15 protein-coding genes are annotated in these 21,295 nt (G+C 43.5%); 2 read left to right on the top strand and 13 right to left on the bottom strand.

Annotated features, from left to right (window positions below):
- Nucleotides 1-336: 336 nt before the first annotated feature.
- Together CRO04_RS06570 and CRO04_RS06565 are read left to right on the top strand one after the other, a co-directional pair.
- Nucleotides 337-1,683: a cell wall-binding protein gene (locus tag CRO04_RS06570; RefSeq protein ID WP_097003430.1), complete on the top strand. Its 1,347-nt coding sequence runs from the start codon at nucleotides 337-339 to the stop codon at nucleotides 1,681-1,683.
- Nucleotides 1,684-1,913: 230 nt separating this feature from the next.
- Entirely contained in the window at nucleotides 1,914-2,321 is a 408-nt protein-coding gene (locus CRO04_RS06565; RefSeq protein ID WP_097003429.1) for a hypothetical protein, read from the top strand.
- 47 nt (nucleotides 2,322-2,368) lie between these two features.
- Here the strand turns inward: CRO04_RS06565 and CRO04_RS26130 are convergent, their stop codons facing one another.
- From CRO04_RS26130 to CRO04_RS06500, 13 genes are all read right to left on the bottom strand, one after another.
- Entirely contained in the window at nucleotides 2,369-2,518 is a 150-nt protein-coding gene (locus tag CRO04_RS26130) for a hypothetical protein (protein ID WP_166432488.1), read from the bottom strand.
- A 404-nt stretch (nucleotides 2,519-2,922) separates the two neighbouring features.
- A complete protein-coding gene (locus CRO04_RS06555; RefSeq protein ID WP_097003427.1) occupies nucleotides 2,923-3,591 on the bottom strand; it encodes a hypothetical protein in 669 nt (222 codons plus the stop codon).
- 181 nt (nucleotides 3,592-3,772) lie between these two features.
- The gene (locus CRO04_RS06550; RefSeq protein ID WP_097003426.1) at nucleotides 3,773-4,714 is read right to left on the bottom strand and encodes a hypothetical protein; all 942 of its coding nucleotides are present in this window, start codon (nucleotides 4,712-4,714) and stop codon (nucleotides 3,773-3,775) included.
- A gap of 17 nt (nucleotides 4,715-4,731) precedes the next feature.
- Nucleotides 4,732-5,463, bottom strand: a complete 732-nt coding sequence (locus CRO04_RS06545) for a LytR/AlgR family response regulator transcription factor (protein WP_097003425.1) — start codon at nucleotides 5,461-5,463, stop codon at nucleotides 4,732-4,734.
- A gap of 5 nt (nucleotides 5,464-5,468) precedes the next feature.
- Complete coding sequence (locus CRO04_RS06540) at nucleotides 5,469-7,325, bottom strand: sensor histidine kinase (RefSeq protein ID WP_097003424.1); 1,857 nt, start codon at nucleotides 7,323-7,325, stop codon at nucleotides 5,469-5,471.
- Nucleotides 7,326-7,497: 172 nt separating this feature from the next.
- Complete coding sequence (locus tag CRO04_RS06535) at nucleotides 7,498-11,340, bottom strand: bacterial Ig-like domain-containing protein (RefSeq protein ID WP_097003423.1); 3,843 nt, start codon at nucleotides 11,338-11,340, stop codon at nucleotides 7,498-7,500.
- Between the two features lie 29 nt (nucleotides 11,341-11,369).
- The gene (locus tag CRO04_RS06530; RefSeq protein ID WP_097003422.1) at nucleotides 11,370-12,386 is read right to left on the bottom strand and encodes a cadherin-like beta sandwich domain-containing protein; all 1,017 of its coding nucleotides are present in this window, start codon (nucleotides 12,384-12,386) and stop codon (nucleotides 11,370-11,372) included.
- A gap of 62 nt (nucleotides 12,387-12,448) precedes the next feature.
- A complete protein-coding gene (locus CRO04_RS06525; RefSeq protein WP_097003421.1) occupies nucleotides 12,449-12,694 on the bottom strand; it encodes a phage tail protein in 246 nt (81 codons plus the stop codon).
- Between the two features lie 45 nt (nucleotides 12,695-12,739).
- A complete protein-coding gene (locus CRO04_RS06520; RefSeq protein WP_097003420.1) occupies nucleotides 12,740-12,991 on the bottom strand; it encodes a phage tail protein in 252 nt (83 codons plus the stop codon).
- Nucleotides 12,992-13,218: 227 nt separating this feature from the next.
- Nucleotides 13,219-14,505 (bottom strand): TIGR02679 domain-containing protein, encoded by a 1,287-nt coding sequence (locus CRO04_RS06515; protein ID WP_166432487.1) that lies wholly within the window; start codon nucleotides 14,503-14,505, stop codon nucleotides 13,219-13,221.
- The gene (locus CRO04_RS06510) at nucleotides 14,483-18,583 is read right to left on the bottom strand and encodes a TIGR02680 family protein (protein ID WP_097003418.1); all 4,101 of its coding nucleotides are present in this window, start codon (nucleotides 18,581-18,583) and stop codon (nucleotides 14,483-14,485) included. The genes CRO04_RS06515 and CRO04_RS06510 overlap by 23 nt, the downstream gene beginning before the upstream one ends.
- Nucleotides 18,570-19,733 (bottom strand): TIGR02678 family protein, encoded by a 1,164-nt coding sequence (locus tag CRO04_RS06505; protein WP_097003417.1) that lies wholly within the window; start codon nucleotides 19,731-19,733, stop codon nucleotides 18,570-18,572. The genes CRO04_RS06510 and CRO04_RS06505 overlap by 14 nt, the downstream gene beginning before the upstream one ends.
- Nucleotides 19,730-21,217, bottom strand: coding sequence for a TIGR02677 family protein (locus CRO04_RS06500; RefSeq protein ID WP_097003416.1), 1,488 nt, complete (start codon nucleotides 21,215-21,217; stop codon nucleotides 19,730-19,732). Before CRO04_RS06500 ends, CRO04_RS06505 begins: the two co-directional genes overlap by 4 nt.
- Between the last annotated feature and the right edge of the window lie 78 nt (nucleotides 21,218-21,295).

Genomic DNA, 21,295 nt, shown 5'->3' with positions numbered 1-21,295 from the left:
TATCTGTCTGTGATTATACCACACCGAACTTTATTTTCCTATTAAAGTTTTCTTACTTTCTAATTCCTTCCTGCATTTCCATTTTTCTTCCGTTTCTTTCTCCATTTCCTTAGAATTCTCCGGAATTTCCCGTATTCACGACATTACAGGACTCCCATACCAGAAGGGAAACCCCTGCCTGTCCACAACTTTTCTCCTATTTTGTAAGCGCCTTCCATATCTGCCATCAAACCACACTTTCTTTGTTCTGTTTATGTACGTTATAATCGCAGAGTAATGCAACTATGGATTTTCGGCCACGATCAAACTTACTGCAAAAAAGGAGAGAACATATTTATGAAAAAGCAAATGAAATTGATGGCTGTATTATCCGCTGCCGGTATTTTAACTGCTGCAGCCCCACAATTCGGGACCTTAACCACAGCCTCAACTGTCTATGCCAAAGCAACTGGCTGGGTAGAAGAAGATGGTATATGGAAATTCTATGAGGAGGGTGATTACGCCGCTACTGATTCCTGGAAGAAATACGGAAATGACTGGTATTACTTAAATGAGGATGGCGAGATCGCTACCAGCCAGGAAATTGATGAGTACTATGTAGACGAGACTGGAAAAAGAGTCTCCAATTACTGGGTTTCTGTCACCAATGACAGCTACTGGGATTCCCCTGATTCACCAGAAAACTACTGGCATTATTACGGAAAAGACGGAGAAGCCGTTGTATCCAAATGGCAGAAGATTAACGACAACTGGTATTATTTTGACGATCAGGGACAGATGCTTACCGGAAAGGTAGAGATCGAAGGTTCCACATATTATCTGGGTGACGAAAATGACGGCGCAAAGAAGACAGGCTGGTTTCAGCTTGAAAGCGTTGATGAATACTCTGAAAATGAATTTGCCTGGTTCTATTTTGACAAAGACGGTACCATGGTAACAGACAAGGTTGACAAAAAAATCAACGGTAACTACTACACCTTTGTAAATGGTGAAATGCAGACTGGCTGGTACAAACTTCCTGTAACAGCAACTCCTTCAGAAGCGGCCGAAAATACTGACAACAATACTTCCGCAGCAGGCTATCAGTACTATGACGAAAGCGGTGCAAGAGTCGATGGCTGGAAAGAAATCGAAGGCATCGAGGACATCAGCGCAGAAGGCGAACAGCACTGGTTCTTCTTTAAAAACGGTGCACCTTACTTTGCGAAAAAGGGTATTGAAATATTTACTGTAAATTCCGAGAAATATGGATTTAATACAAAAGGTGAAATGCAGACAGGTCTTAAAGTTGTTACTCTTGAAGACGGAACTACTGCAAACTACTATTTCGCAGACAACGGCGTTATTAAAACTGGTAAACAGTCCATCTATGATGACGATTTAGGCGAGAACCAGATCTGGTACTTTGCGACTTCAGGTTCTAAAAAGGGCCAGGGCTATACCGGCATTCTTGATGACACTCTTTACGATAACGGTTTAAGAAAAGAAGCTGATGACGATTTAAGAGTTGCTCCATATACTCTGAACGGCAAGAACTACCTGGTAAATACCAATGGTTCTCTTCAGACAGCTTCCTCTACCTCCAAGTCCACAATTAAGCCAGAGCTTGGCGCAGGCTTCAGAGATTATAAAGACACCAACGAAAAGTTCTATGTTGTTGATGTAAATGGTGTTATACAGTAATACAAAGCACCTTATAAATGAATCATCCGTTCAATTGCCAAAAAATCCGCAGCGAATTTGCTGCGGGTTTTTATTTGTTTTATACAATTGCAAGCCGATTACGTGTACAATATAGATAAATAGAAATATTTTTATCGATATCACTGTTTTTGCGTTATATTTTTGTCGATTGTACGTTATACATATAGGAGTAGGTTGTTTAATATCTAAACAAAAAAAGGAGGAGACTAATGAGAGAACTTTCCGTATACTATTGTTCCAGATGCGGGTATTATGGTTATTATCAGCTGGAAAGGAACGCGGTATGCCCGAAATGCAAGGTGGACATGCTGCCGTTGTCCATCAGTTATCAGGCTTTTATGGATTTGTCCTGTGAAGAAAGGGACGAACTGCTGTCTTCCCAGATCATTGCCTCGTCGTCTCCTTATGTGAAGCGTCTGCTTATCCCTCACAAAGTTAACAACAACCGGGAAGTCATCGCCCGAATGGGCGATCGCATTACCGAACTGGAGATTGAAAATGAAAAGCTGAATAAAACCATTGAATGGATGCATCAGACAATCTGGGAAATGGTACGCAAAAACAAAGGACTCAACATGAATGAACAGGAACATTCCCAAGAGGGGACTGATCCCTGACAGGGACATACCGGGAGTGCCCCCCTGCACTCCTTACCCATCCCCTGTCAGGCGATTTTGTCAGTACTTATGTAACGTCCGATCAATCTGTTCAGCGTCTGATTCAACCTTTCAATCACTTTATGGAGTCTCGAATTTTCTTCCATCAGCTTCTCCTTCTCCATCTCTACAATCCGCAGCTTCTCAGCATCTGTCATAAAAGATACCCCCTCCTTTTCTGCTTTACTTGTAATCAATATAAGTCCTTTCGATGTGTTTGAAAAGTAAATTTTATCGCATTTTTCGACATTTTTTATATTTTCCTGTCCAAATCCTTTCATTTTTCCATGGTGATTTTTAACAAAGTACTACATATGCCCTGTCGAAAAAAGACAGGCACTAAATGTGCGATTCCCTTAAATCTTATATTGTCGACATAATTGATATCAATTATCCTGGTTTTTTTCCCTATTTTTATAATTTATTCTTAACTTTCATATCTCGTCAGATTTTTGACAATTTTAATGCCATATATCTATTTATTGATTTTTCAACCTCAAAAAGCCGGATTAATGTCCGGCTATCAATATCTTTCTATAATCAGGTATTTCATTTAGATTCACTAGTTTTTCACTCTTGTCATAAGAAGAGGAAACTTAAGCTCAAAAAGCACTTCGTTGATACGAAACAGAATCGGAACTGATCCATCGGTCTTTCTGTCACCGGTAAGGAACCAGCAGACAACCGCATCATTGGGAAGAGACGCTGATAATGCATAACCTGCCTTTCTCAGCAGGGATTGTATCTCGTCAATCCCAAGTCCCAGCGAGATGGCAATTGCCAGCAGCGTTTCCTTTGAGGGCCGCTTCTGACTCCTGCTATACTGAAGCATCCGCTCGCTGACGTTGGCTGCCTCACAGATGGACTTGTATCTTCCCCTTCTGCCATCTAAATACTGTCTGAAATATCCGCAGAAATCGTGGTCACTAAAAATGGAGAGTCCGGCCTTATTAGCCAGAAGCTCTGCTTCCTGCGGATTTAAGCCAAACACTTTCGCGCAGGAAGAAATCACCTGTTTTTTGGATTCCCTGGCCTGAGTACTGTACGGGTGGTTTTTCCACCAGGATAAAGCCTGTTTATTTACCCCCAGTTTCTGATAAACTTCCTCAAGAAGTCTTAAGTCATTTGATACCTTGTAGGACTTTGCCAGGTTATTTATTGCTGAATAAAAGCTTTCCTCCAGTATCACGCCATGATCACTGAGCCATAGTTTCGTTTTTTCGTAGTCCATTTGATTCCGCCTTCCTGATATGCTGTCTCCGGCTTTTTTCCATAAAAATAAGCCAGCTGGTTTCTCTTCACCAGCTGGCTACATTATATCTATATTTTATTTTCCGGAGGCGGAATTTCCACAAGATGCAAAATAACGCCATAACCAGTAAGATCAGCGTGATAAACGGTTATAAGAATCCTTATAAACCTTCATAATCAACGGTTCCAATGCAGGTTAAGTTTAATGTATTCTGAAATAAGTCACATGGAGAAATGAAGTACTCTCTCATATCCTTCAGCTTTTCCAGATAGTAAACAGCGTCCTCCCGGGTTTTGTCTGCATCCTTTAAAAATGTCTTTACAAACTGAATGCAGAAACGGGTTATTTCTATAATAATGCTGTCCGGCATTTCCGGAGCGGTCAAAAGCCTTGGAGCAGCCTGGTTCTTACTCAGAGCTTCATATAACTCACTGACTGCTTCATCCACACTTTCGTCGGTTACCACCCGGTTTTCCCCATTTAAAGCAAAGATCCGGCTGTTATACCGGGCAGGATCCTTCTGTATTGCCTCCATCATCTGGTCGATCAGACAAAAACCTGTATCCCCCTTTATGTGAATCTCATATTCTGCTCCTGCTTCTTTATAACAGTGATAAGCAAACTGAGAGCACATCATGGCTTCCCTGCCCTTATAAATCGCCGCATCCTCCAGTTCCATCAAAATCCCCATGGCAAGCTTCACAAGCTTTGTTATAATGCCCTGCAGCCCGGTATCCCCCAATATGTTATTGGAGATGCAGTAAAGACCGATAAAAGGCAGCTGCGCCCGTGCATACGGCAGTTGATCGCTGACATACCGGGCTGCAATGTCCATGACCGGCTGACAGCTGCTTTTTTCCGGATTTAACCGCATTACATAGGCTGTCCTTGCCGTTCTCTTAAGAATGGTATCCTCGATTGCGCACGGAGGGGTTTCTTCAATCACAGTTCCTGTTGGTTTGCAGGGACCGCAGCTCAATGCAGTATGACTTACCGCCGATCTGGTGACCCATGCAATAATCTTTGAGATCTTGTCTTCACTTGGTTCCAGCAAAAGAATATCTCCTGCCTTCAATTCACTTACCCTGACTTTTTCGCTCATCTTTCTGCCTCCTAAAGTTAATTGAAATATTGTTTCAGTTCCTTCACCTTGTTCCGGCTGACCAGTATCACATCCGGAATATCCTTAAAATACATATCATAGGTATAATTAATCCGTGGGCGGAACCGGTCTGCCCTGGCCAGATTAGCCAGATAACACTTATGAGTCCGGAAAAATGAATTCTTTTTAAGCTTCTCTTCATAAAAATTCAAGGTTTTATTGCCACGGAAAACATGATCCCTGGTATGTATCATACAGGTCCCCTGTAATGCTTCTATATAGAATATATCAGCCGCAGGTATAAGAACAATATCTTCCTCGTTAAACCCGCAGATCATATCTAAATTATATTCATACTGCCCGCTGATCTCCTGGTATATCCCCTGCCCTGCTGCAGCGTTTTTTAATTTATGAAGACACTTGAAAAACCGTTCTTCCGTGTAGGGTTTTAACAAATAATCCACTGCATTCAGTTCAAATGCCTTAGCCGCATAACCATTATACGCTGTTGCAAAACAGATTTTGGTCTGCGGATGAAGACTGGTGATCTGTTCTGCAATGTACATTCCGTTAATTCCCGGCATATCAATATCCAGAAACAACAGATCACATGGATTTTTCAGTAAATATGCCAGTCCCTCTCTGGAATCAGTAAATGCGGCGGCTAAAGTAAACTCTCCTTTTTTCTTCAATAATTCCGTGAGATATTCAATTGAATTTCTTTCATCATCGATTACTACAACCTGCATTTAAACTATTCTCCCCTCTTTGGTATCTGAAAGCTGATCTTCGTTCCTTTTAACCACTGGCTTTCAATGACCAGTCTGCTGTTAAAACATATGTTAAGCCGGTAATTGATATTGCTGATTCCTACCCCATCTTTTGAAGTATTGCTCCGGCCTATGGTCTCAAGGACTTCCGGAGGGATTCCTTTCCCGTTATCCTCGGCACATATTACCAGTGTCTCTCCGTTTTGTTTAACGCTGATGCGGATTTCCAGCTCACCGGATTCATATCCATGCTTAATGGAGTTTTCCACAAGGGGCTGTAAGGTAAGGGGAAGGATGACATTTGAAAGGAGTTCATCCGGCGCATCAATGATAAGCTTTAAGGCACCATTCATTCTCACATTCTGCAGTTCTACATAGGATCTCACCAGATCCAGCTCTTCCCTTAGCTGATAAAGCATATAGGTCCTGTAATCAAACCGGTACTTCACCCTTAAAAAATCAGACAGACACATCAGCATATGTTTCGCTGTCTTAACATTGGTGTCCATGAGGCAGTATATATTATTTAGAATATTAAACAGGAAATGAGGGGAGATCTGAGCCTGCAGAGAGGCGATTTCCATCTCATGGGCAAGTTCCGACTGGCGGAAGGTGTCTTCCACATTAACTGCCAGAACGTAGCCCTGGCTAAGCAGGAAAAAGAGTACACCAAAATAATAGAAATTAAAATCACTTATGTAAGCTGCATCAATGTTATGCTGAATATCCACAATTTGTAAGATGCAGGACAGGACATATACACAATACCCCAGAAAAATCGGGCCGGCATTCGTCTTTTTCAAACGAAATGCTTTAGCAATCAGCAAGAAATAACAAAGCGCATTGATCACCATAACCGGCACAAAAATCCTGTCATCATATAAAACAGGCATGACCGGAAGAAAGATTAAAACAGCAGTATAAACAAAATCCAGACCCTTTAAAAAATAAAGGGGATGAGCTTTACCCAGCTCTGGAAACATACTCCACAGAAAATACTGAATGGCTACGATCTGGACCATAAAGGACACATACTCAATCTTTAAAACTGCTTCTATGGTTAAAAATGGAAAAATACTGACCAGGCTCTCACCATCTATAATGGAAGCAGCGACCAATACGGAGATACAAAAAATCCATAGATATACAGACTGTGCTTTCTTATTCAGGCACCAGTTAAATACATACAAATAACACGCCATGCCGGCCAGAATGCCAATAAAGCCTATATTTTTCATGAGATTGAACAGTTGGAACCGGATAAGAGGTGCCTGTCTGCCAAAATAGACAGGAAGTACGATGCCTCCGTTGTTGCAGTGAAAATTAGAAACCTTAAGACGGATCACCAGATCCTTTACATCTGTATGAAAGTAGACAAACTGAGATGTCCAGCTTGGAATTTCAGAATTCTTATCCATTCCAATCCTTCCGTTCTCAAGAATCCTTTTGTTATTAACGAAAAGTTCATATGCGCTGGAAACATAATTAAGCTTCATGCAGTAATCTCCGGGAGCGGGGACTCTTAGACGGAGTTCATACACGCCGATGCCGTGCTTTTCAAGTTTTTTCCCATTTATTACCGTCCCCCGCCAGCTTTCCGGCACCATTAATGTACCTGCCGGCCGGGAGCCGTCAGTAACGAATGTACCTTCATAAAATTTCCAGGTACCATTTAAGCGGATTGCCTTTTCTTCTATGTTCTCATTTGACAGGTTTAAGAATCCGTCTGATATGGGATATGTAATATATTGATTTCTGATACTGACCAGCCCTGATATAATGCATACTGACAGAATTAAAAATAACAGGGCGTTTCTACTTTTTTTGCGTTTTTCTTTCATTATTTTTATCTTCCCTCAGACCAGTTGCATTTTTGTTTCATTTTACTATCTGAGGAAAAATATGGCAAGATAAATATTTTTCTTCTAGTCAAACATAAGAAAAAGAGCAGGCGGTTATTGATGCTGCTTACCGCTTACTCTCTCTCATTTTTCGTTTCTGGGAAAAGACAGGTTAAGAAATACGAACCCCATCCGGTCCTACCCGATGTCCATCCGGAGTTTCCGTATTTTTCAGCATGGAACCTTTTGTTCCGTCTTCTGCCTCGCTGAAATAATACCACTTTCCTTCTATCATATTCCATCCCATATACATGTAGCCTTTTTTACCGTCACTGACCGGATTTAAATAATAGACATTTCCTTTGTATTCAAACCAGCCAGTTATCATGTAGCCTTTTTCATCAAAGAAATACCAGTCCTTCGAACCCAGCCAGTCCGTATACACCCATGTGTTCGCTACTCTGCTTCCATCTTTTCCGGATAGTCTCCAGCCAGTATCATCCTTGTTCCAGGTACCGGGATAGTAATGATCCTCGTCTCCGCCCGCTGATTTCCTTCCAGGCTCTATAATCTCCCTTTCATCATCATCGTCATCGTCATCACTGCTGTCATCCCGCGGCGGTTCTTTCACCCTGACAGTAAATTCATCTTTAAACTCTTTCTCATCACCATTGCGGTCGGTTCCATAATAAATAACTTTCACGTGCCGCGTTCCTGTTCTGGTAAGATTATATTCCAGATCATACTGATCCTCTGATAAAGCAACTTTTCTAACAGCATTGGAAGGACTGGCTTTCTGATATTCTGTTACCTCAAGCCCCTGGGTATCCAAATCCTCTCCAAGCGTATAGCTTACCTTATCCGGTCTCTTTGTCACTTTGATCCGAAGAGTGTAGTATTCCTGCTCTTCCTCTTCTTCCAGGACAGTTACCTCAACGGTTACATCCAGAGAGATACCAGCCGGGTTGATTACGTTATCCGGCAGCTCTACGGTTCCATCTACAGTAAATGTCTGTTCTTCACTTAAACCAGGATCATAGGAACTGGAGTCCAGATCCCAGTTCACATCCGCCTGAACGTTACCGTCATCGGTTCCCAGCAGTACTTTAGCTGGTATCCCCAAAGCGGTTACTGTTTTGGCAGTCCCGTTTGTAATGCCTTTTACGGGAGAGATTGAATAAATCCGCTCCAGTGTTTTATCAGTCAGTGATTCTGCATCAACGGTTACTTCTGCAGTGACAGAAAGGGATACCCCATCCGGGTTAACCACTTTGGCAGGAAGGCTCACTACGCCCTCCACCTCGAAGGTCTGAGCTGTTTTCTGGTCCGGATCATAGGTACCAGATTCCAGGTCCCAGGTAACACCGGCTGATATATTTCCCTGATCAGTTACAAGAATCACATTGAGAGGCAGATTCAGTGATAAGACCGTTTTTGCTGAGCCATTGGGAATGCCGGTAATGGGGGTTACCGGTACAATGCTCACCAGAGTCATATCCGCCGGCAATTTAGATTTAACCGTTACACGGACTGTTACATCTAAGGAAATACCATCCGGATTACTGATATAGTCAGGAAGACTGACTGTTCCTTCCACATCGAAGGTCTGCTCTGGCTCCTGATCCGGATCATAGGAGCACGCTGCCACATTCCAGGTGACGTCTGCGTCTTCAGGTCCTGAATCAGTAACAAGTCTTACTGTTTCAGGCAGGCCGAGTGCAGCAGCTGTTTTTGCTGAACCATTGGGGATTCCGGTTACTGCGTCAGGCTGCGTGACTGATCTGAGTGGGATTTTTGTTGCTGTAATTGATATAGTAAATGTTTCGGTTGATTCCAATCTCCCGTCAGAGGCTTTAAATACCAGGGTGTGGGATCCTGCCGAAGTAACTGTATAGTTAAAGTTATCATCGGCTGATACTTCAGGGTTATCGTCAATCTTTACCATAAAGTTCAATGGATCATCGTCCGGATCCTCAAATACATTTTCCAGGCCTATATAAAATTGGGAATTTACCGAAGCTGTAAATGACATTGATTCTTCTAATCCACTTTTCCTGACCGGTGCACGGTTTGGCTGTTTTACATTCAGTGTTACTGTGTATGTGTCCGTGGAGTCATCAGTACCGTCATTTGCTTTAAATATTATGGTGTATGATCCTGTGGCGGCAGGGGTAAATGTATAGTCTTTATTGATGATCTCCTCCGCATTTTCATTTACCTTTACTTTATAAGTCAGGGGGTCCTGATTCTCATCTTCAAATATCTCTGTTAAATCAAGAGCATATGCCATACCCACAGTTAAACTTTCATTTACTGATTCCTCAACATTACTTTTTCTTACCGGAGGGGTATTTACTGCTGTAATGTTTACCTTATAGGTGTCTGTAGAGTATGCACTGCCATCATAGGCTCTGAATCCCAGCGTGTATGCTCCTTCAGAAGCAGGGGTATAGGAATAGTCCCCGGCCACAGCCTTCTCCTCTCCTCCGTTCACACTTACCACATAAGTTAATGAATCGCCGTCGGCATCTTCAAAAATTGTATCCAAATTAATTTCACAGGCTTTATTCACTGCAATGGTTTCCAGCTTTGTATCACTCACACCAGACTTTCTAACGGGAGGCGTATTAGGTGCCTTCACATTTAGTGTTACTGTGTAAGTATCCGTGGATTCATCATTTCCGTCATAGGCATGAAATACCAGTGTATACGTTCCGATTTCTGTTGGGGTGAAAGAATAGCTGTTTCCAGTCGACTGTACGGCCCCCTCATTTACTTTAACCTTATAAGTCAGTGGGTCATTATTTGTGTCTTCAAAAATTGTAATTAAATCCAGTAAATATGGTGAATTGACCGTCCTGTCTGATGTATCAGAGGCGGAAACTCCGCTTTTTCTGACCGGAGGATAATTCACATTAACAGTTATAAAGACTGGTTCTGATGCGTTGTTGTTATCTGAAACAGATACCATTACAGTTCTGGGGGTTGTATTGGGATTTACTGTGTTTGTATTCCTGTATACAATAGCTTTAATCAAAGCTGCTACACTGATATCACCGGCATCGGCATTTAATGAAACGGACAGGTTCATTTCTGCCCCCCCTGCTGAATACGTTCCAATAGATGTTCCGTTATATAAGACAGAACCACCAGACAGGGTAATGCCGCCTGTCTGGGCAATCTCCAGTACATCTTCTGAAGCGATGCCATTACCAGTAATGGACGCAGTGAGCGAGCCGCCTTCGTAGGTTCTGCCAAAACCGGAATCTACCTTTACTGTTATATCCTGATCTTTATCCAGTGGTATTGGGGGACCACTTTTTGTAAATACCGCTAAATCATTATTCATATTAGTTATAATGGGGGGCGTGGCAGTTGGGGCAAGCGATACACTTAAACCATCAAAATCGATATAGTGGTATTCATCAATTTCCTCTGTAGCTGCTTCTAAGACCAATCGAATCATTTTAGCCCGAGGAGTCAGATATACATTATTGACTGAAACGGGGTCCCAATCTCCAGTCTTGTATTGGGCTGACGCAGATGAACTGCTGATTGGGGATCCCGTTCCAGCAGTATTATCATACACTTCAATTTTTAGCTTACCTGTATCATTGGAGAATTGTAATGCAATCTCACCAGATGCTGACAGCATATAATAACCAGGAGTAACCGGTAAATCCTTATAGATCGTACCTTTACTGTTATCTCTTGTATTATAAAATGGGCAATACTCAAACATATCTCTTGTTCCATCAATTGAATCTGTAGGAGAAATAATATTATACTGAAATATATCAATATTCTGATACCAGTTAGTTCCTGGACTAGTTGTGCTAAAATCGAAATCATTTCTTGGATCAAACTCCCCAACCCATCCTGCTGTTGATTTTGCGTCCCTGTCATCCTCACTTAAAATCTGTCCTGTCTCAGCATATACGCTTATGGGAACAGCGCAAATCAACATTGCTGAAATGAGAACGCAGCTTAAATAACGCTTACTTTTAAAAACCATTCTATCACTCTCTCTGTCAAAATATAAAATTACGTGCTTTTATTTATATTAAAGATATAATTTCTACTGTCATCTCCGGTTTTTGAGGTAACAGTAACATTGATTGGATTCAAGCCCTCATTTAAAGGAATCTGCTGGCCGCTGCTATATACAACATCATTTAAAGTGATCTCAACCACTGCCTCCGGATCTTCACTTGCCGGTATCACTGCAGTTTCGGTAAGCCTGCTGGTACTCAGATCATAACTATACGTTGTTTTTTCAAATACGGAAAAACGCAATCCTGCTAATTTCACAGAGGTCAGATAGGGACTGCTGGCCCTTGTAACTGCGACCTGGTAGGTTACAGTAACGCCATCTGCCGAAGTCACCTTAATCTCTACTGTATTAGATCCATTATTCATCTCAACGGTGGCTTTTCCATCTGTCAGTCCCTGCCCGTTTACCGTGATAACTGCTGTCGCTTTAGAAGCAGCCGGAATCACTGTAATCCAATCAGAGTCGAATCCCACATTGGAAACATAGATAAATGTATCCGGGTAAAATCCAGGAGTCAGCGCTACATCATTCCCATTGTTATCTTTTATTTCCAGCGAAGACAAAACGGCTGCATCTGCTTCTATCAGTTCCAGTTCCATAATGGATGCCGCTGCCCGGTTAGCTTTTAATCCTCCCCCACCAGGAACGTAAAGTCTGAAATATCTGGCACATACCGGGCTTGGAAGTACTCTGGTACATAGATTGCTGTTGTTCCCAGTCACAGAATCCACAATGGTCCAATTGGTGCCGTCTAAGCTGCTCTCCAGGCGAAATGATGTCATACAATAGTCCACCGGCCAGCCAGCCTGATTTCCCGGACTTTTTACAGTCCACTGGCCAATCCAGCGGGAATTCTTTAAATCAAGGCTCAGCCACCCTGGCAGAGCCGCACACAGCCATCTGGAAGTGGGGTCGCTGGTTATACCGTTTACTGCTCTGTAAGGTACATAGGGATCCACATAACTGCTTGCAGTGATATATGCATTTAAAGCCAAATTGTTACCCATATTTATCTCATCAATCCTTTCAGGTAAATTGAAATTAGTTATTTATCGGTATCAGCGGTTGACTAATACCGATCAGGAAACAGACCATCTGTCACTATTACATAGTGAACATGAGGGTTGGATTCAAATCCCTTTAAATTGGGGACGCAAAATGTGGTAGAACCATTGCCTCCATACGTAGATCCGATTAAAGCAAACAGTGCCTGAAACATTTGAACCGGGTACTCCTTCCCGTCACAATACAGGGTGCCTGCTGGCGCAAACATATAGGGTACAGGAATGATTTCACCTATTAAAAATTCATCCATGCATTTTCTCTCCTTTCCTATCTGTGATGAAGAACTGATGAATCATCAAGATCTTTGGGGGTACAGGCCCTGAGCCGCTATGTAATATTTCATCTGGTTTGTCATGGCAAGTGGATTGGCGTTTCTTAAGTCGGGGATGTTAAAAGTCGTCGTTCCATTGCCGCCAAATGTAGTTCCTATGAGAGAATATAATGCCTGATTTTGCATGACCTGCAGTGATCTTCCATCGCAGAGGATCCATCCTCTGGGTTCAAAATTGTAGGGAAACAGCTGTATCTGGCCAATATATGGGTCCATAAAAAATTCCTCCTTTTTCTCCTTCTTATAGACAGCGTGGGTAAAGCCCGGACATTGGGAGATGAGCGGGGATGCAGCGTTATACCATGCTGTTGATACCTTAGGATACTATATTGGGAGGGGGAGATACACGAAATAAATTTTGACTTTTGGGATTTCTAAATAAGAATATAAAGATAATAATCAGATTTTAGTTTTGTTTCTTCGAGGACAGCGCCCCGGATATCTTAAACAAACTGCTCCATCATGTTTTCCTGATATCCGGGATGTCTGTATTCTTTTAAAAGTGCTGCTATTGCTGTCAATCTCTCATCTGTAAGACCATCAAGCATCTTAAGCCGTGATTCACTGATGTCTTCCAAAGACATGGATTTGAGATATAATTCTTCCTCATAGTGCCAAAGCTTAAGCTGATTTCCATAGCGGGAAACCAGCTTCTGGGCGATACTAAGCCCTTCCGGATCAAAATCCCCGGCATAATAAATTTCTTTTCCGCTCTCTGCCAGCAGATCCAGCAATACAACCACGGAAAGGCGGAGCTGGCCGCCAGAACAGACGCAGGTATAATCCTTCTTATTCCGTTCTGTAAGGCTGGAAAAAACAGAAGGATTTTCTACTACATAAATCTCATGTCCAACTGGTGTTACAGATTCTAAATAACTTATATTCTGCAGTGTTAAAATCTGGGATTCCTTTCTTTTTACGTACACTTCCATTCCTTCATGAAGAACTCCGCCCGATATAAATCCCCTGATTCCATGACAGAGAACCCAGTTATTTAAATCATCTTTCATAATCCCTGCACGGTAAAGCATTCCGGTTCTGCCTTCCACTGCGGTCTTATAAGGGCTGCTTTCTCCCAGAAGTGTGCGGATTCCAAGTAAAAGGTAGGTCAGACTTCTTTTTCCTTCATCGAAATAATGGGGATTCCCGGAAACAGAGGCGGCAAACACGGGAAGCCTTTCATAAATGCCTGAAAATACCGGGAGCTGATTGATCCCTCTGCATATGACAGGAAGCTGATTCTCCAGCCAATCAGGATTGGAATGGTAATCTCTTACCATCATAGAGTTTAAAACGCTCCCTTTTACCAGAGCGTCTTTTAACCACGTTCCTGCATAAGTCCCCTGAAAGAGGCTTTCATACTGCCGGAAATAATTCTCCCTCTGGGCTTCTTCCTTTGTTTTTCTGTCTTTATTTGAAACCAGTGTGTCATTTAAGACCGCAGATACAAGCGTCTCTAAGCTGCAGCCTGCAAAACGCGTCTGATCCATGGATTTTTTAATACGTTGGACCGTAATGGACAGCGTTTTTCCCGGTTTTACCTCCATCTGAAGAAAACCTTCCAGTGACTTCGCCTCTTCCTCAGTCAGTTCCGGAATAACAATACTTCCGCCCAGCCTGGAAAGGGACTGGTATTTTTCCCTCAGTCCCTCCATTAAGCGCCGGAATCCCGGACAGCTGAAATACTCCACTGCCTCCTTAAGGAGCTCATCCCCGTTCCATTTCTCCATCCTTTGCGGGCCTCCGTACCTTTCCATTCCAGATATAGGGCAGCACTGAGACAAATTTGGCATTTTCCTTCCGCAAAAGCTGGTAAATCGCAAGCTCCGGAACGGTCTCGCAGTCTCCCCACAAAATCTGTGAATTAATAATAAACTCAAAATCCATATCAACCATGAGCCGGAACATATCACTGATGTTCTGCTCATCCACACCGGCAAATGCCTCATCTAAAGACACCAGCCTGGGCGCGTCGTCTCGGGCACCGTCATATTTGGCCACTACAGATGAAAACAGAGGAACATACATGGACATGGCCTTTTCTCCGCCGCTGAAGGTGAAGAACGCATTATTGGTAAGCTCTTTTCTGTTTTCTCCCGTTTTCTGAAAAAAGAGCTGAAATTCAAACCACTTTCTGTAATCCAGTACCTCTTTCATGACTGCATGGAAGCTCCGGACACTTCCTGTATCCTCCATGATTCGCCGCGCTTCCTGGACCTTGGTCTGAAAATGAAGGGACAGCTGTTCCAGTTCCTCTTCCCTCATCAGTCCTGCGTCCTTTTTCAGCAGCTCTACCAGTTCCCTGGTATCCAGCTGACCTTCCTCCTCCGCTTTTTTCTTCTTCCACACCAGACTCAGCTTCAATCCGCTGGAGGTATTCATACTGCCCATGAGCCGGTTCATCTTTTCCACCCAGCTCTCACTTTTATAGATTTTATAACGGATTTTCTTGCTTACTGTATTGGCCAGTACATCTTCAAACAATGTTCTGTCGCTTTCTTTTACAAGACTTTTCTGAATCTCCACATCTCCCGCAAGGCCATCTAGAAGAGTATCATAGGATACCTCTCTGCCCTTATATTTGGCAAGTATGACAAGACGTTTAAATTCCGGCTCTATTGTCCCTCTCGGCAGATCCTCGTAATCTTCTTTCCCGAACACCGGCTGAATGGTCAGGTTATAGTCCACCAGTTCACTTAAATTCTCGTAAAATCTCTGCTGGAGCAGGCTGCTTAATTCTCCGCTGCTTCTTAAACTTTCTGATTTCAGCTGACGCAGAACGCTGCCCGCCGCTTCAGAAGGATTCTCCCATGATAATCCTTCCAGTCCGCTTACAAAAGACAGATTTTTCTCATCAATAAGGGCCTTTTTAAGAAGTTCCAAATCCAGTTGTCTTTTTTCCTTCTGCTCCCGAATGGCAATCAGCCTGTCCTTACCGAAATTATAATCCTTTTCATAACCGCTCTGCTTTAAATAACAGTCCTTTAACTCATCCGGAATGGCAGCAAGACGTTTGATGCAGTATTCCAGCTGTTCTCTCACAGCTTCATAATCCTTTGCTTTTAACTGTTCGTCACACGCGGAAATTGTACTGTTCAGGCTTCCTATTTCCCGATTCCTTCTGCCGATCTCATAGCGGACCTCATCAAGAAGAATAAAAATCTCTTCCATACGGTCTTTTAAAACCTGTACATTTTCAAGCGTATGAAGATATGACTGATGCAGCAGCTCCAGGGTTCCGATGGAATCATAATAAGACAGAGCTTCCTCTTTTGCTTCTCTGTATATAGAGAGCTCGGCCTTTAAATAAAGCCTTTTACTGTTTTCCGCTACAGCCAGTCCTGCTTCCGTCAGTTCCTTTTGAAGCAGGGAAACTTTCTTTTCCTTCTCCTCTAAATCTGCTTCCAGTTTCTCTATGTGCTCCAACGTCTCATGCAGCTCACTGACCGCCTCCCTCACATCAAACTCTGAGGGGTATCTGGAATATTCTTCCTCAAGACATGTAATTCTATCTCTGTTTTCTGTCAGCTGTTTTTTTGTTTCTTCCAGCTTTCCGGAGTATTCAGAAAGCTCTTTCTCTAAATCCTGTATCTTTGCCAGGCGGTACTGTTCCCTAGCTCTGACACCAATAAATTTTGCTTCGTAGGAATGGGTAATGGTACCTTTTAATATTCCCAGACCAAATCTTCCCTCTTCATCAATCCAGGTCTGACCGCCGGCTGCCGTAGCAACCGCTCCCAAAACATCAGAAAGCTCCTGATAAAATACAATGTCATCCACATCAGAGGAGACCTCCAAGAGTCTGGCAATATTCTCCTTCACCTTGCCGATATCACCAAAGATATAGGTATCTCTCATACCCTCTCTGGCTGCCAACACCTGCTCCTGGTAATTTGCAGGCACAACCACGGCATCCAGCATACCCATGCAGGAGAGCGCCTCCTCCAGCCGGTTTCTTTTACCTGCATCAAGAGCTTCTGCAAAATCCACAACCTTATAAAAAGGATAGTAAGGGATGCGTTTTTCCTTCAGCCACAAACGGTTTGCAAGTACAGGCTCCTGTTTTTCAGGCTCAGGGTCCTTCCGGTTCTTCCAGTCCTCAAGCTCCTTTCTCTTGTTCTCACAATCTGCTTCTTCCAGATCTCTCCGGTGCTCCAGCTCCACACCTGACTTTTGAAGTGATTGAAGGATTCTGTCTTTATGCTCCCGAAGCAGCTCCCTGGCTTCAAGGGAGTCAGTCAGTGTATCGTAGGAACGGATTCTTGAGGTATAGTAACGTTCTTCCTCCTCGGAAAGTATCAGCTGCTGATTGCTTCTGACCCACTTATAAAATGCCTCTTCCCACTCACTTTTCACTTCTCTGCACTGCTCTTCCTGATCCTTTTTAAGGAGAAGCAGGCGTTGCTTTTCCTGTCTGGTTTTCTCCAGTCCGACCAGTTCCTCCTCCTGCTTTTCAGCAATCCGCTGCCTTTTTTCCAGGAGACCGATTCCCAGATCAATATCGCGCCGGATCGACGCCATCTGGTCTCTTAAGGTATGAAATGGATATGGCACAGTAATCTCTTTCTTTAAATCGCCGGCCATAAACATATGCTCATCAAAGCTGAGCACCTGAAGTCCTGCTTCCATCTCATCAAGGGCTTCTTCTATCTCATTTTCCTGCTGCTCCAGTTTATCCGTCTGCTCTTTTAAGGCATGGGAAAGCTCGGTTTCCTTCCTGGTTCTCTCCTCCAGACTTTTTTCCTTTTCCTCCAGCTCCTTCTTTGCCTGAAGAAGCTTATTTTCTGCCTCCAGCTTTTGTTCCATCAATTTTGAGAGATCACTGCTGTCCAGACGTTCCTTTTTTTCCTGAAGTGTGTTTTGTTCTATATTAAGGGCTTCTTCTTTCTGAATTTCCTGCTGACGGTTCTGGCTGCTTTCTTCTATCTCCTGCTGTACCCCTGAATATTCCTTCTCATATTGCCTGTATTCCTGATCCGCCTTCCGATACTGATCTGCTTTTTCGTACAGCACTGCACGATTGTACTGCTGATAGACTTCATTGATTCTGTCCGCTGCCTTTTTGCCGGTTTCCAGCTCCGTAAGCCTTGTCTTTAAATTATCCATATTCTCAATCGCCTCTGACATGGGGCGAAGGTCTTCATCGGATAGAGGTGATAAGGAACCGCTTAATATCTCGTTCAGTACGGTGGGTTTAAAGTCCTTAGAAAGCTTGGGCGTACGAAGCTGTATGAGCAGATCCACCAGTTCCTTGTACTCTTCCACATTTTCATAACCGAAAAGAGTATCGTTGACCAGCTTCATATAGTCGTTCTGACCATCGATTACCTGACCGCCTTCTCCCAGACGGTTGGTAAGCTCCACTCTGCTTAAGGTAATCTTATTTTTCAGTTCTTTGTAAAGGAAAAAATCCCTTCCTATGCGCCGTCCATCCCGGATAATAAAATGCCAGGAATCCAGCTTTTTATTTCTCTTTGCACAAAGTCCGATCCCAATCGTAATGTAGGAATCGCTGTCCTTTCGCTTAAATTCCATATATAAATAGCCGGTCCGCTCTTCCCGTCCGTCATTTTCCTCAAGAAGGTAGTTCTCCAGCTTTCTGGCTCTGGTCCCGAAGGGATCCAGACGCTCCGCTGCCTTGTTGCCGTCTAAAAGCAGGGGAATAAAGCTCTGCATGGTAACAGACTTTCCCGATCCATTGGAACCGCGCAGCAGCAGACGCCCATCCCGGAAATGAAATTCTTCCTCATCGTAATACCAGAAATCAATCAGTCCGATCCGGTTAATCACCCATTTACTGGTTTTCATTGGTATTGTCCTCCTCGCTTAATTGTCCCAGATAACGCTCCGGATATCTTCCTGTGAGCTTACCCGCCACAGGCATAATTTCTGCTTCTTCTGTGACCGGATCAATTCTCAAAAAATCCAGATCTTCCATCTCTTCTATAAGAATCTTTATAAACTCATGGTCCGGCATCTTACGAAACGCCTTTGAAAATCCGCTTCCATATTTCGCCCTTGTGGTCCGTATGATATCCTCTAGCTTGATCAGCGGAAGGGCGATTCTTTCGTTGACTCCTGTCTTTAGCTCCCCTGCTTCAACCTGACATCTGATCTCTCCATGGAGAAGCAAAACAGCGTCAGATAAGCTGTTTCTGGCCGGAAATATTTTTCCAAGATCTCCTGTTTCCCCAAGGATTAAATAAGCACTGGATTTGTAAACCTGAAGAGAAGCATCGATTAACTGTTCCAAATCATTCTCAATGACACTCCGGTAATTCTTTACATAGTTAAAATCCTCATCCTGCCCGTTCTCCCGGTACAGACCAAGGGAAAGCAGCAGCTTGCGGTATACCCTCTGCCGCCTGATCACACCTCTGTCTTCATTCATGTCCAGCCATTCACTCTGAAAAAAGTCAGACACTGTTTTATTCATACTGATATCCCTGGTAAACGTTCTTGTAAAATATCTGGAAAGGCCTGTATTTTCATATAAGGCTTCTGTCTCTAGATCAGCAGCAAACTGATCCCCATTCCCGTCATCCATAACAAACAGATCGTTTTTCATACAAAACTTCATCACACGTACCAGTCTCTGACGATTGGAAAAGACGGTCCACGGCATCTCCCCTTCCGGATAGTTCCCGGTAATATATTCCGTCAGCTGGGAAAGAACAAACTGTTCCTCCGCTTCCTTGTCTTCCAGAAACATAAGAATCACGCAAAAAAGAGCATAATCAGAGGTGTCCTTAAATTCCCTGATCCCCATCCAGGGAAGTGCTTCTCCCGGCAGCTTCTCAAGCTTTACCAGGCTGCTGTTGCTGATAATCCGGTATCCCAGCTTTTCCACAAGGAAGGGACGGATCTCACTGATTTCATCCTTAATACGGTAATACTTATCCCTGTCCCGGTATTTGGATATCCACCTCTCATTCATCAATTCTTCCAGTATATTCACAGTTCCTTTTCCTCCTCAAATCGAAGCACAAATGCTGGCATCTCAAAGCTGCCATCCTGGCAGTTTACGATGCAGCGTTCTCTGGTCTGCGGGTTTTCCACACGGTAAACCCTCCCGTCTCCTGTTTTCCCCAATCCGTCACCTTCCAAAGCCCTGGCAAGCCAGCGAAGGAGAATATTCCTGGCACTTTTTTCAAGAACAGGAAGTTTATCAAAATGGATTTCTCCGTCTTTTAAAAAGCTGTCCATCATAAACTGCTCCCTCTCCTGCTTTTCCATCTCCTCTTTTCTGGCCTGCTCCTTCTCTGCAGAATAATCTCTGATGAAGCTGCGCTCTGCTCTCTCTTTGTACTCCCGGATCCTGGGGGCTATCTCCAGGATACAGGGAGGTTCTTCATAAATCCCTGCATTGATGCTGTCCGTGGTCTTTTCGAAGTTCCCCTTTAAATGCATAGGTCTTTCCACACCAAATACAACGGCTGACAGGCAATGCGCCTCCTTAAGATCACTGCAGGCTAAAAATGTCTCACACAGCTTTCTGTACTCCTCCTTGCGGTTTGCGCCGCTTGTAAACTGCTCACTGATCTGGGTGGCATAGCGGGTGATTCTCCGGATGCTTTCATTGGTCATGTCAAATAACCGGGAGGCCTCACTGGGCACCCCGGCTGTCTCCATAAACCATTCTTCCATACTTGTAAAACGCCCTCTGGTGCGCTCGTAAAGTTCTTCTCTGTCCGGTTCCATATCCAGACGTGGGATAGAAAGCTCGTATTCTACTGTTTTTTGAAAAATCAGTTCAAGGACCGGGGGAGTAATGCGTTTCATGATCTCCTCGATTACTCCTACATTCAACTGGAGACCTTTTACGAAGGAGCGGAGATATTCAATGAGCTTGTCCTTATACATGAGAAACTGGGCGGTCTTCATTAATTCCTCCGCTCTTGCGCTGTTTAAATCTCTCATGTAGTCCTGATAGTTCTGGTTGAGGCGGATGAAATCGTTGTTTAAGCTATTCCACCAGCCGTAAACTTCTAAGGGGGATTTTTCTGATATTTCAAAGATTTTTGATAGTTCCAGCCGTATTTTTTCAAGGAGAGTAGGCTCGAGGGAGGCGCCTTCCACGAAGAGTTTTTCTAACCGAATGGTCATTCGCTCGATCTCTACCGAATATTCTGCAAGTTGATAACGGTACTGCCTGTTTTTAAAGGCTTCGATGGAGGTCACCCGCTTGGTATCCTGCATGGTGAGAAGGTTTCCCCAGTGGACCAGAGCATCTAAATCCTGGCGGCACTGGTCGATGGTATAGTCGGAGAATTCCGGGTGGGATGAGAGTTCGCGGTGGATCTCATCTTGTTCCATCCAGTACTTGATCTTCTCATACTGCATATAGAAATAGCGGAGAATGACACGGTAACGTCTGGCATTCTCCGCCGTTAAATAGGCTGTTTCACGAATTGGCTTTAATAGTTTATCGGTTAATTCCATGGCTTTGCTCCCTGACTGCGTATTCTGTTGTTATGATAGCAGATGGGGGGAGGGAATTCAATGGTTACAACGATAATT

The sequence above is a fragment of the Lacrimispora amygdalina genome, assembly GCF_900205965.1.
GTDB classification, from domain to species: Bacteria; Bacillota; Clostridia; order Lachnospirales; family Lachnospiraceae; genus Lacrimispora; species Lacrimispora amygdalina_A.
Note: the sequence above shows the minus strand (reverse complement) of the source record. Positions and strands in the feature narration are given on the sequence as shown.